The following is a 13,111-nucleotide window of genomic DNA, read 5'->3' on the forward strand; positions in this document are numbered from 1 at the left end:
GCACTTCTTCCACCACCGCACCGGCCGCGCGACCCACCGCCTGCATGGCCGAGGCGCCGAACAGGTACGGGATCATGCCACCGATCAGCAGGCCGATCACAACCTTCGGATCGTCGATCGAGAACGACACCGGCGTACCGAGGTGCTCGCTCAGCTTGCTCGAATAGTCAGCGAAGAGCACCAGCGCGGCCAGACCAGCCGAACCGATCGCGTAGCCCTTCGTGACCGCCTTCGTCGTGTTGCCGACGGCATCGAGCGCGTCGGTGATCTTGCGGATCTCGGGGCCGAGATGGCTCATCTCGGCGATGCCACCGGCGTTGTCCGTGATCGGGCCGTACGCGTCGAGCGCGACGATCATGCCCGCCATGGAGAGCATGGACGTGGCCGCGATGGCCACACCGTACAGGCCAGCGATTTCGTAGCAGCCATAGATGGCCGCCGCCACCACGAGCACCGGAGCTGCCGTCGAACGCATCGACACCGCGAGGCCGGCGATCACGTTCGTGCCGTGACCCGTTTCCGACGCCTTCGCGATCTCACGCACCGGGCCGTATTCCGTGGCCGTGTAGTACTCGGTGATCACCACCAGCGCAGCGGTCAGCGCCAGGCCGATCATCGCACAATAGAACAACGCCATGCCCAGCTCACCCGGGAACATCGTCTTCGTCACGAAGAAGAACGCGATGGCCGCGAGCACACCGGACACGATCAGGCCGCGATACAGCGCCGACATGATCTTGCCACCCGGCTTCACGCTCACGAAGAACGTGCCGATGATGGACGCGGGGATGGACACCGCGCCAAGCACCAGCGGATACAGCACGCCGGTGTTGCCATACGTCGCGAAGCTGAGGCCGGCCACGAGCATCGCGGCGATGACCGTCACCGCATACGTCTCGAACAGGTCGGCGGCCATGCCAGCGCAGTCACCCACGTTGTCACCGACGTTGTCGGCGATCACGGCCGGGTTGCGCGGATCGTCTTCCGGGATGCCGGCTTCGACCTTGCCCACGAGGTCAGCGCCGACGTCGGCACCCTTCGTGAAGATACCGCCGCCCAGTCGCGCGAAGATGGAGATCAGCGACGAACCAAAGGCGAGACCGACCATCGGCTCGAGCGCCCGCTTCACGGCATCTTCGCCGATGGCACCGCCGATGACGTACATGTAGAAGCCCGCCACACCCAGCAGGCCGAGGCCCACCACCAGCATGCCGGTGATGGCACCGCCCTTGAAGCTGATGTTGAGCGCCGCGTTCAGTCCGCTGGTCGCCGCTTGTGCGGTGCGCGAGTTCGCGCGGACCGAAACGAACATGCCGATGAAGCCGGCCACACCAGAGAGGATCGCGCCGATGGCGAAGCCGATGGCGGTCACCCAGCTGCCGAGCCCAAGGCCGACGGCGAGGAAGAGCACGACACCGACGATGGCGATGGTGCGATACTGGCGCTTGAGGTAGGCGTCAGCGCCAACCTGGATCGCGCCGGCGATCTCCTGCATGCGCTCATTGCCCGCGGGCTGGGCGATGATCCACCGCGCTGACACGATGCCATACACAATGGCAACTGCAGCGCAGACGAGCGCGAGGATAAGGGCGTACTGCTCGAGCACGTAGAGTTCCGTGGAGGGGAATTGTGTCGTCCGGGGCCCCCGCGGTGACCCGCGCAGGGCCGAATTGGGGGGCAACCCGGGGAAGATCACCGATAAGGCAGGATCATGCCAGTGTTTTCCGGTTCCATATCCTGCTTGTCCCGGTCGGGGCCCGGGCGCAGCTTCCACCGCATGCCGATCACGCCCCCCACCGCGGCGCCCACGCCGCTGCCCCGATCCCAGGCGCGTTTCGCCCTCGTCGCCTCACCGTTTACCCTCGCATTGCTCGCCCTGCTGGCGGGCTGCCGAGCGGCGGCAGGTCCTGCCGGCGGCGCGCCGACCACTGGCACTGCCGGTGGCGCGATGACGGCGTACCCGGCGCTGCCGTCAGCCTATGCCATCGCCGAAGGCCAGTCGCAGGTGACGCCGGCGTTCGCCGACAGCACGCAGTGGATCCGGGAGCGACTGTGGGTGGAAACCGAGTTCGACTCGGATTATGACGGCAAGCGGGACCGGGTCCATGTGGACGTCACCCGCCCGGGCGCGACGGGTTCGGGACTGAAGGTGCCGGTGGTGTACGAGACCAGCCCCTACTTCGCGGGCACGCTGGGCAACGATGACGTCTTCTGGCCCGTGAAGCAGGAACTCGGCGCCGAGCCGCCCGCCCGCAAGCTGGGCAAGGGTGTGCCGTTCAACGCCACCCGCACCCGCATTGGCAATTCACAGGTGCGGACATGGGTGCCGCGTGGCTTTGCCGTGGTCCACTCGGAGTCGCCCGGCACGGGACTGAGTCAGGGGTGCGTGACCATTGGCGGCATGAACGAATCGCTGGCGCCCAAGGCGGTCGTTGATTGGCTCAATGGCCGGGCCAAGGGCTACACGACGGTGGACGGACAGCAGGAAGTGTCCGCGACGTCGTGGTCGACGGGCAAAGTCGGCATGATCGGCACCTCGTTCAACGGCACGCTGCCAGTGGCGGTGGCCACCACGGGGGTCGCCGGGCTCGAGGCCATCATCCCCGTCTCGCCAAACAATTCCTACTATCGATATTACCGCTCCAACGGTCTCGTGCGCGCACCCGGTGGTTTTCAGGGTGAAGACGTGGACGTGCTGTACGACTATGTGCAGAGCGGCAATCCGGCCACCCGCGCGATCTGCAATGAACGCGTGCGCGATGGCATCATCGGCAAGGGTATCGATCGTCGTACCGGCGACCTGAGCGACTTCTGGACGCAGCGCGACTATCTGTTGCAGGCCAAGGGCATTCGGGCCGCGATGCTCACTGCACACGGCTTCAATGACTGGAACGTGATGCCGTCGCACACGGTACTCATGGCCGACATCGTACGCGCCAACAAGGTGCCGGTGCAGATGTACTTCCATCAGGGCGGGCATGGCGGCGAGCCGCCGCTGCCCATGATGAACCGCTGGTTCACGCGCTACCTGCTTGGTGTGCAGAACGGCGTGGAGAAGGACCCGCGTTCGTACGTGGTGCGTGAAGGCGCCAACCGTCAGGCGCCCACGCCCTATGCCGCGTATCCGCACCCGGAAGCGCTGCCCGTGAAGTTGTATCCGGGCAATGGCGGACGCAGTGTGGGTGTGCTCGCGTTCGCGGCACTGGGTGGGCAGGGACGCGAGACCATCACCGACGACGCCAACCAGAGTGGCGCCGCATTGGCGGCCGCGGTGTCGTCGCCGAATCGCCTGCTGTTTGCGACGCCCGCGCTCACTCAGCCGCTGCACATCTCCGGCACGGCACAGGTGACCCTGCGTCTGTCATCCAACACGCCGGCCGCCAACCTCTCGGTGTGGCTGGTAGAGTTGCCCTGGCCGGCTGCTGCGAACGCCAATGGCGGCAACGGGGGTATCATCACACGGGGATGGGCCGATCCGCAGAACGCCAAGTCGTTGCGCGTATCGGAGCCGCTCAAGGCCGGTGAGTTTGTTACGGTCACATTCGATCTCGAGCCTGACGATCAGATCGTGCCGGTAGGCAAGCGCATCGGGCTGATGGTGATGTCCAGTGACAAGGATTTCACGTTGCTGCCGAACCCGGGCACAGTGCTCACGCTCGATCTCGATGGCAGCTCACTGTCGTTGCCGGTGGTGGGTGGCGTGGCAGCACTGCAGCGCGCCATCCAATAGTTCGCGCAGATCCAACAATCGATTCCGCCCATGTTCATGTCTTCACCTGAGTCTGCCATGTCGCGCCGTTGGTCGGTGACGCTGTCGTCTTTGTTGCTGGCGGGTCATGTGGCTGGCTGCGCGACCTACAGCGCGTCGTCTTCCACATCGGCCGGGTCGGCATCGGCTGCCAGCAGCACGTCTTCCGGCGGCGCTCCGTCCAGCGCGGGCAGTGCCGGCACGCCGATGGCGCCCGCGTCCGTGGCGCGCCCCACCGCGGCCAGCCAGCGGGAGGACGCAAGATGGGCCGATTCGGTGCTGACCACGCTGTCGGTCAGGCAGAAGGCGGCGCAGATGGTGTGGGTGTGGGCGCTCGGTGACTACACGCCCGTGGACGCGCCGGCGTATGTCTCCATCGAACGGCAGGTTCGCGAGCTCGAACTCGGCGGCATCATCATCTCGGTGGGTGGTCCGGCCGACATCACGCTCAAGGTGAATGCGCTGCAGCGCTCCGCGAAGTTGCCGCTGCTGGTGGGCGCCGATCTCGAAACCGGTGCGGCTTTCCGCGCGCGTGGTGGCTGGTTCCTGCCCAACGCCATCGAATTGGGCGGCGCCACCTCGTTTCCGTACCAGATGGGCATTGGCGCCACGCGCGACACGATGCTCGCGTACGAGATGGGACGCGTGACGGCGGTGGAAGGGCGGGCGATGGGCATTCACATGGCGTTCGCGCCGGTGCTCGACGTCAACAACAATCCGAAGAATCCGGTCATCAGCGGTCGGTCGTTCGGTGAAGACCCGGCGCTGGTGTCGCGCATGGGCGCCGCGTTGGTGCGGGGGCTCCAGGAAAACGGCATGCTCGCCACGGGCAAGCACTTCCCCGGGCATGGCGACACTGAGCAGAACTCACACCTCGAACTCTCGCGCGTGAACGTGTCGCGCGCGCGTCTCGATAGTGTGGAACTGCGTCCGTTCCAGGCCGCCATCGATGCCGGCGTGCGTGGCATGATGACGTTCCACGGTGATCTGCCGGCGCTCGATACGACCAAGACGGCTGCCACACTGAGCCGCGCCGTGATGACCGATCTGCTCAAGAAGCAGATGCGCTTCAATGGTCTGCTCATCACCGACGCGCTCGACATGAATGGGGTACTGGGTAATCTCTCCATGGGCGAAGCCACGTTGCGTGCGGTGGAAGCGGGCAACGATGTGCTGCTCATGCCCACCGATGCCAAGGTGTCCATTCAAGCCGTGGTGGATGCGGTCGCGGCGGGGCGGGTGAGCGAGGCGCGTCTCAACGAGTCGGTGCGCAAGCTGCTCATGGCCAAGCACGAATTCGGCCTGCACCGTGAGCGGCTCGTGCCGGTGGAAGGGGTGCGCGATCGCGTGGGCACGCTGGTCAATCTCAAGCCGGCGAGTGAAGCGGCCGCCAAGTCCATCACGCTGGTGCGTGACTCGTTGTCGCTCGTGCCGTTCCGCATGGCGCGTACGGCGCGCGTGGTGAGCATCACGGTGTCGAGCCGCGTGGACATCAGCGCGGGGCGTGGCTTCGATGCCGAGTTGCGCGCGCAGTATCCGCAGCTGCTGTCGCTGACGCTGACGCCCGAAGTGGTGGCCGAAGCGACCGCCGGTGCGGCGGCGGGCAACACGGGGGGCTATCGCGTGAGCCCCGATCCGACCATCCTGCCGGCCTCGGTGGAGAACGCGCTGGCCATCGCGCGCGGTGCGGACCTGGTGATTGTGTCGAGCTACATCGGTGCCGCCACGAACACGGCCAACATGAAGCCGACGGCAGGATTGCCCGAGCTGCTCAACGGGCTCAAGGCGGCCAATACGCGGGTGGCGCTGGTCAGCTTCAACAATCCCTACCTGGCCCAGGGACTGCCGCTCACCGACGTGCACCTCATCGCGTGGAGTCCGTGGACGATGTCACAGCGTGCGGCCGGTCGCGCCTTGCTTGGTCGCGCGCCCATTGGCGGACAGCTGCCGATTACCATTCCGGGTGTGGCGAATTTTGGCGCGGGTTTGCGCCGATAGTCCACGAAACCCGTAGTCGTTGACCGCATCGCTGCGCCAGGCGCGGCACTTGCTCCTTTCTCAGGACACCATGATGTTCGCTCGCACCACCATCGCTGCCATCGCACTCGCTGCCTCCGCCACGGCGCTCGTGGCACAGCGCGTCGCCACTGATCTCACCGGCAACTGGACCTTTGCCGTGGTCACGGAAAACGGCACCGGCACGCCGGCCGTGACCATCAAGCAGCAGGGTGATTCCCTCACGGGTACGTACGAGTCGGCGCGCATGGGCGCACTGGCGTTCAAGGGCCGCGTGAAGGACAAGACGTTCACGTTCGACGTGAACACCAGCGGTGGCACGACGCTCACCTTCAAAGGCACCATCGTCGATGATGACCACCTGAAGGGTGATGTCGATTTTGGTGGCCAGGGCGGCGCGACGTTTACCGGCGAGCGCCGTCGCTGACTTCGTCGCTGATCTACTCGTTGACCTATTCGCTGACGCTGGTCATCGGGCGGGCTGGCGTGTTGCGCAGGTGACGCCGGTTCAGGAACTCGGCGTAATGCTCCTGCCACCCCTTGAGTGACTCTTCGGACAGCGTGTCGAGCAGGTCGGCCACATCATCCACGGCCGCCTGCACACCCTGCACGGTCTCGCGCGATTCTTCCGTCTCGTCGGCGCTCACGTGCATGATGATCACGTTGAGCTGATTGTTCACGCGATCGGTGAGCATGTGCCGGATCTCGCGGATGGCCGTCGCGCGCACGCGCCGCTGACGCCGGCGAATGAGCCAGAAGATGCCACCGTGCAGGACACCCACGATGAGCGCCGTCACGGCCATCACCGTCCAGTAGCTGTCCTGACTCGCAAAGCCGAGTCGCGGAATGAGCAGGATGACCGCTACACCGGCACCGCTCAACCACAGTTCAATATTGTCGACAAAGTGACGCATGGTTCTCGCCGCTGATGGGGATACGAGAACAGGCACCATCGCCTGAAATTCAATATTCGAACCTGCACCATCGGCGGCGGAGCCGCCAGTAGGTGTGCGGGGGGCTAGCCCGCTTCAGAAGAGGCTGCTGGCACGCCACAGCTCGGACAGTACGGGTAGAAGGCGTTCTTGCGCGTGTGGCATCCACCACACTGGTCGAACAGGCGCAGGCCGCAGTGCACACAAAAATTGGCCGGACCGTTCGGGCCCGTCGCGATGCGCCGCTCACACCCCGGACACACGCCCGCATCGATGCGCTTCAGGGCTTCTTCGTACGGCAGGGCGCGACGACGCTCGGCTTCCGTCTGCTGTTCGACCTTCTGGCGCTGCGCGAGATAGCGGCGCATGGCGCGAATGATGTACACACCCGCAATGGCCGACGCGGCGATACCCACCGCATAGCGCACGTAGCCGCCATAACTCGGCAGGAACGGCACCAGTTCCACGAAGAACGCAAATACCGCGAACAACACGAAGCCACGCAGCAACGGCCAGTACTCGCTGCGACGCTTGCGCGCCACGAGCCAGCCGGCAATCACCAGCAGCGGCAACGTCAGCGCAAGGCGAATGCCGAACACTTTGAGTTCCTGCTGGAATCGCGCCCGCTCGAACGTGCCACGGGCCGCAATCTCGAGCTCCACTTCGGCTTCGCGATTGACTTCCTGCGCTTGCGAGATGGCCAGCAGCGTTTCATCGAGCTTCTCCACGCGCGACTCGGCATCCCGTTCGCCGGCCTTCAGCGTATCGAGCGCGCGCGTCCGCGAGAGCACCTCGGGGTCCTGTGCCGGGTCGGTGGTGGCCCGACGTGTCGCTACCCAGGCATCGAAACTCTCGCGCTGCGACGTGTAGGCGTTGCGCGCCACCGCATGCTGCTGTGACGCACGATCGCGTTCATCACGCGTGGTTCGCTCCACCTGCAACAGCGAGTCGCGTGTCGCATGCAGCGGGGCGAGGCGCGTGGGGTCGATGAAGTCGGGGAGCTGCAGGCTCTGCTCAACTCCCGGCAACTCGGCCACGATCTTTCCGCCCAGGCCGATGAGGAAGCCGGCAAAGACGATCGACACCGCCCACATCGCAATGGCAAAGAGCCGCTCGGGAACGCGAAAGGATCCGAACATGTCACACGGATTGCAGGGTGGGTCGCGGTATGAAAACAGAACATGCCGCACGCGTGCAGCATGACACCGGTGTGGAGAGCGCCCCAGAAGATGCACCCGGTCGAGGACGGCCCGGAAGTCGGTATCGATGATCTGACCCGTCGTGCCTCTGGCGTGACGTTCCCCGTGCCTCGATAATTCCTGCGTCCTTTTCCCACTGCCCCCGCGCATGAGCCTCATCTCGCTGCTTCCCCGCTGGACCGAATCGCGCTGGAACCAACCGCTCGACCGCGAGCTGCTCGATCATCTCGAACCGCAGGCGAAAGCAGCGGGGCTGCTGGGGCCAGGGCCTCAGTGGGCGTTCTCCACCGGTCACCTCCACACGCTGGGTGACATGGTGCATGCGTGGGTGGGTTGGGGTCGCCTGCCCGTGCGCTCCACGCCAGAAGAGGCGCGCGGCACCACGGGGCAGGGAGACTTCGTCGAACAGGTCATCCGCTATCTCAAGGCTATCGATCACCTTGGCCTGGTTGACAGCGAGTTCGTGGACCATGTCTACACGCACAACTGGCTGGTGGCCGACCTCTTCAGCGTGATGGATGTGCTGGAGCTCACGGCATTCATGGGGCAGACCGATGCTCCCAAGTTCCGCATCGTGGAGATCGGTGGCGGTTGGGGACGTGTGCCCGAGATGCTGCTCAAGCTGTTCCCGGGCAAGATCGAATATGTCATGGTGGATGCGGTGCCGATCTCTCTGGTGTCGGCCGAGGCGTACCTGCGCGGTGCGTTCCCCGAGCTGCTGTTCGGCAGTTTTGCGCGCGGTGATGATTACCAGCCCGGCAGCTACGATGTGTACTTCATTTCCAGCTGGGAGCTGCAGCACCTCGGCACGTCGCGCTTCGATGTGGTGATGAACATCGAGAGCTTCCAGGAAATGACGCAGGACCGCGTCGACTACTACCTGTCGTGGTTCGATCTTGTGATCGCCGACCGTGGTATTGCGTACATCGCCAACTCACGTGACTACGTGTTCACGGGCGACTGGAATTTCCCCTCGTCGTGGCGCACGCTGGCGCGTCATCGCACGCCGCGCTCGTGGACGCCGGACAACTCCACACACATTCTGCGCAAGGAAGTGGGCGATTTCACCGCCGGCAATCGCATCATCGATGTGGCGTATACGAACTCCGTTCCCACGGATCCGGCCGACCCCGCCGTGAACACCTTGCGGCAGATCAGGGAGTCACGGGCGAACGGCTGAAGCAGCTGTTCGCGCCGCGACCGTTCACTCCGTCACCTGCTCCACAAAAGTCACCACCGTTGGGATTGGTGCTTTCTCGATGGGATGCGGCACGCCCGGGAGCATGGTCGCGCGCGCATGTGGCATCAACGCAGCGGCCGCTTCACAGTCGACGAGCGTGACACTGTCGTCCTTCTCGCCCACCAGCAGATGGACGGGGCACTGCACCGAGGCGAATGATGCCTCGGTGAGCGGTGGTGTATCGCCCAGTCCACGCAGCAGCGCCGCCGTGCGCTCCATGAGTGGCTCCCATCCGCCGGCTTCGGCATGGCGATTGGCCAGAGCCTCGGCGAATGCTGGCACCTTGGCGGCAATCACCGCCGGATTGAGCCGCGACGCAGCCTGGGTGGCCACCTCCGGCGACCATCGCAGCATGGTGCCGAGTGTGATCAGTCCTGCAATGGCGCCAGGCGCACGCGACGCGAGCAGCAGCGCCGCATAACCACCCATGGAGTAGCCGAACACCACCGGTGGTGCGTCATCGGCACTCCGGGCTTCACTGGCCGCCACGGCAATGACATCGGCGAAGAGATCCATACTGAACGCCGCGCCCTCGGCCAGTGGCGTGCGGCCATGCCCTGGCAACTCGATCACGCGCACCGATGCAAACCGATTCGTCGCCACGAGGGCGTCCGCCACCGGCTGCATCTGCGACGCACTGCCCAGCGCGCCGTGCACCACCAACACGGAGCGTTGGCTCATCACTTGCCCTTGAACGCCGAGATCGCGTTGCGGGTGAACGGGGAGAGGGCGAGGGTGCCGCTCATGTTCGCGCGTTCGGCGAGCATGACGTCCCACTGTTCAGTGCCGGCCCAGAACACCTGCTTCATCTGCGCCATCGCATCGGGATTGGAGCGGGCCAGCGTCGCTGCGAGCTGGTCCACACCGGCGTCGAGCGCGGCCACGTCGTCGTACAGGCGCGCATAGAGTCCACGGCGTTCGCACCACGCGGCATCGCGCCAGTCGGCGTCGACGGCCATCTGGCTGAAAGACGCGAGGCCAAGCTTCTTCTCGATCACCGGTCCCACCACGAACGGACCGATGCCCACAGCCAGTTCGCTCAGCTTCGCCGACGCGGTGCGCACGGCCATGCTGAAGTCGGAGGCGGAGATGAGGCCCACGGCACCACCGGCCGCCTTGCCATGCACACGCGTGATGACGAACTGCGGCGCGCGGATCATGGCGAGAATCACGCCGGCGAAGCCACTGAAGAACTGCTGTCCCTGTTCAGGCGCCGACAGCGCGGCCAATTCGTCGAACGATGCACCGGCGCAGAACGGCCCCGTACCACCGCTCTGCAGCACGATCACGCGCACCGCGGGATCCTGGCTCATCCGCGTGACGGTGGCCGCGAGTTCGCGCAGCAGTACGCCCGGGAGGGAGTTGCTCTTGGGGTGAAAGAACTCGATGCGACCGATACCATCGGTCACGGAGGTGCGGACGTAACCGTCCGCAGTCTGATCGGCGGGAGTATTGGCGGGAGTCATGATGCGGAAATTAGTGTCTGACCACGGTCATCGCGGAGTGCCACGAAAACAGCCGATCGTGTAGGGATATTCGATCGTGGCATGATAGTGATAGCCGTAGGTACCATGGGCATGACCGTGACATGCGTCGAGGTCGCTATTGGTCATTTCGATGCCCCCGACGCCCTTGTAGCCATACAGGGGAAACCCGTCCCGGATCCAGCCCACGATCCCTGAATGTCCATCGCTGGCGACCACATCGAGTCGTTCGGGCAGGAAGTGGTAGTGGTAGTCGGTCTGCGCCGGATGCCCGCCGTGGGCGTCGACAATCTCATGCGCCACGGCGTCGTTGCCCCGACCGTCGGCCGCCGAATACAGCACCACGCCGTTACGTGTGACACCGATCGCCCCAAGGGGCACGCAGGTCGGCGTTCCGTTCACAGCCGGTGACACCGGCAGCACGAACGTGTAGGCGCGCGCAGCGGGAACACCACCATTGCCGTCGATCGCGTTCAACACCGAGTACCGCGTCATCGGCCAATCGCCGATGCGCCCATCCACCGGCAGGTTGTTCACGGTGATCGTGCGTACTTCGCCCGTCTCCTGAATGGCGAACGTCCCCGAGGCGGGCGCAAACGTTCCGGATGGCAGAAACGGCTTACGCAGCAGATTCCAGCTGGCCGTCGCGTCATCGATCCAGGTGATGCGACTGCGCACGCTGCCTGCAGCACCCGGATTGGGCCCAGTGCAGGAGTACAGTTTGCCTATCGCTGGCGTGGTGGTGGTGAGATGACTGTCTCCCAGCCGGAGTGCACGACAATCAGGGCCGCTCGCGTCGCTGCAGATGGCGAACGTGATGTAATACGGAGCGAGCGGGTCACCGGTATTGGTGCCTGTTGGTGTGCCCGTGGTGGCTTGTGTGGCGCTATCTCCACCGCATCCCGCAACGCCCATCGCGAGAGCCATCGCCACGACGAGACGCGCATGCACACGTGCTGTTGCAGGACGCGTGATTCTCAGCATCGAACGCTCTCCGGATTCGGCCCTGACGGTGTCTGCTCCGGCGTCAATCGCCGAAACACCAGGGTATGTCCCCATGACACACGAGAGGCTCGCACCACTACGTGTGCTGTCGCGATTCGGGTCAGCGCGAACGCGCGAGCGGCCCCACCGACTCGAGAGCGGGAACAACCTGTCCATCGCGACGTTCGGCAAAGAATGTCACCAGCGTCATGCCCGCGGCGAGACGACCGGAGAAATCGCGCTTGGACACCTGCAGCTCGAACTGCGCCCGATGCACGTTGTCGCGCGGGTCGAGCACCTTCACCGCGCCCAATGTCAGGCGATGATCGTTGCCATCGCGGAAGAAGTTGGCAATCTCCCGTACGGACGCACCCTTGGTGGCGCGCAGCGCAATGAACAGGTCCGACGCGGCCTGTCGCATCTCGGCCGGCGATGGTGCGCGAGGTGCTTCCGAGACTGGCGGCGGTGCACTCGCAGCCGGCTCGGTCGAAGCGGGTGCCGGCCGAGTGTTGACGGGCTCCGAGGACGCCTGCGTCTTGGGAAGTTCCGGCTCTGTGCGCGCGGGCACCGCGGGGTCGGCAGTGGGAACGGTGCGCGCTGCCACATCGGCGCGGTTGCCTGGTGCCGATGTCACACTGCTCTGTGTACCGGGCGTCGACGCCGGTGGCGTGGGCCGACTGGAAGATGCGACCGGCGCGGACCCACGCGGAGCCACGTTGCTCGGCGTGGATGTGGCGGCGGCGCCCGCTGGAGTCGGCGCTGCACCAACGGACGTGGTGCTGTCAGCCGCCCGTGACGCCACATCGAGCGACGTGTCTGGTGCTGCGGAGGTGCCGACAGGTGATGTCGAGTCGACCGCAGCGGCCACACGCAACGCCGCCGGTTCATTGGCACGTTGCTGATAGAGCACAAACGCGATCGTCGCTGCGGCCAATCCTGCCACACCCAACACGATGGGCATCGTGCGCCTCGGCGTTGCGACGGGCGTTGCGGAAGAAGGTGCGGGATTGATCGGCGGTGGAGCGATAGGTGCCGAAGTGATAGGCGTCGGAACGACAGGCGTGGCAACAGCCGGTGCCGTCTCCACTGCGGGTACTGCTTCAGTCACCACCGCGCGCACACGCACCACGCAGCTCGCGCGTACCACCGGCGTGGCGCCGAACGCAAACGCCTGCCGTGGCGCGACAATCACTCGTGTATCGCCGGGCAGTTTGGCGTCGACCTGCCACGTCGCCACATCCACCGACACGGCATCCGGACGATCGAGCAGCACGTCCAGGCCATCGGTCGGCATGGGCGCTCCGCTTGCATCGAACGCACGAAGCGGCAGCGTGAAATGCGAACCCACCGATACGTCGAAGCTCGTTGCGTCGAGTCGGAGTTCGGCGATCACGCGCTCGGGTACCGGTGTTGGAATCGGGACGGGCGTTGGTGGTGTGGACGCCGCAGAAACACTCGGCGTACTTGGCGTGTTCGTCATTCGGCCCGCAGGCACAGGGCTCATCGGC

General features: G+C 65.3%; 10 protein-coding genes and 1 pseudogene. 4 read left to right on the forward strand and 7 right to left on the reverse strand.

Annotated features, from left to right (window positions below):
• Positions 1 to 1,606 (reverse strand): sodium-translocating pyrophosphatase (locus tag VGE27_RS05015; protein ID WP_331048538.1); only part of this gene is annotated, 1,606 nt, incomplete at its 3' end.
• A gap of 171 nt (positions 1,607 to 1,777) precedes the next feature.
• On the opposite strand from VGE27_RS05015, the gene VGE27_RS05020 reads away from it, so the two are divergent.
• From VGE27_RS05020 to VGE27_RS05030, 3 genes are all read left to right on the forward strand, one after another.
• Positions 1,778 to 3,730: a Xaa-Pro dipeptidyl-peptidase gene (locus VGE27_RS05020; protein WP_331048539.1), complete on the forward strand. Its 1,953-nt coding sequence runs from the start codon at positions 1,778 to 1,780 to the stop codon at positions 3,728 to 3,730.
• A gap of 57 nt (positions 3,731 to 3,787) precedes the next feature.
• Complete coding sequence (locus VGE27_RS05025; RefSeq protein ID WP_331048540.1) at positions 3,788 to 5,746, forward strand: glycoside hydrolase family 3 protein; 1,959 nt, start codon at positions 3,788 to 3,790, stop codon at positions 5,744 to 5,746.
• A 70-nt stretch (positions 5,747 to 5,816) separates the two neighbouring features.
• Complete coding sequence (locus VGE27_RS05030; protein WP_331048541.1) at positions 5,817 to 6,191, forward strand: hypothetical protein; 375 nt, start codon at positions 5,817 to 5,819, stop codon at positions 6,189 to 6,191.
• Between the two features lie 25 nt (positions 6,192 to 6,216).
• Here the strand turns inward: VGE27_RS05030 and VGE27_RS05035 are convergent, their stop codons facing one another.
• Together VGE27_RS05035 and VGE27_RS05040 are read right to left on the reverse strand one after the other, a co-directional pair.
• Positions 6,217 to 6,678, reverse strand: a complete 462-nt coding sequence (locus tag VGE27_RS05035) for a hypothetical protein (RefSeq protein WP_331048542.1) — start codon at positions 6,676 to 6,678, stop codon at positions 6,217 to 6,219.
• A 104-nt stretch (positions 6,679 to 6,782) separates the two neighbouring features.
• Entirely contained in the window at positions 6,783 to 7,835 is a 1,053-nt protein-coding gene (locus tag VGE27_RS05040; protein WP_331048543.1) for a hypothetical protein, read from the reverse strand.
• A 208-nt stretch (positions 7,836 to 8,043) separates the two neighbouring features.
• On the opposite strand from VGE27_RS05040, the gene VGE27_RS05045 reads away from it, so the two are divergent.
• Positions 8,044 to 9,075 (forward strand): putative sugar O-methyltransferase, encoded by a 1,032-nt coding sequence (locus tag VGE27_RS05045; protein WP_331048544.1) that lies wholly within the window; start codon positions 8,044 to 8,046, stop codon positions 9,073 to 9,075.
• A 24-nt stretch (positions 9,076 to 9,099) separates the two neighbouring features.
• Here VGE27_RS05045 and VGE27_RS05050 read toward each other — a convergent pair whose 3' ends face one another.
• The 4 genes and pseudogenes from VGE27_RS05050 to VGE27_RS05065 form a co-directional block, all read right to left on the reverse strand.
• Positions 9,100 to 9,816 (reverse strand): alpha/beta hydrolase, encoded by a 717-nt coding sequence (locus VGE27_RS05050; protein WP_331048545.1) that lies wholly within the window; start codon positions 9,814 to 9,816, stop codon positions 9,100 to 9,102.
• Positions 9,816 to 10,601, reverse strand: a complete 786-nt coding sequence (locus tag VGE27_RS05055) for an enoyl-CoA hydratase/isomerase family protein (protein WP_331048546.1) — start codon at positions 10,599 to 10,601, stop codon at positions 9,816 to 9,818. The genes VGE27_RS05050 and VGE27_RS05055 overlap by 1 nt, the downstream gene beginning before the upstream one ends.
• A gap of 27 nt (positions 10,602 to 10,628) precedes the next feature.
• Positions 10,629 to 11,603, reverse strand: coding sequence for a YHYH protein (locus tag VGE27_RS05060; protein ID WP_331048547.1), 975 nt, complete (start codon positions 11,601 to 11,603; stop codon positions 10,629 to 10,631).
• Between the two features lie 121 nt (positions 11,604 to 11,724).
• Positions 11,725 to 13,111 (reverse strand): annotated as a pseudogene (locus tag VGE27_RS05065) (hypothetical protein); the annotation flags it as partial.

This window comes from Gemmatimonas sp., assembly GCF_036405635.1.
Classification (GTDB): Bacteria; Gemmatimonadota; Gemmatimonadetes; order Gemmatimonadales; family Gemmatimonadaceae; genus Gemmatimonas.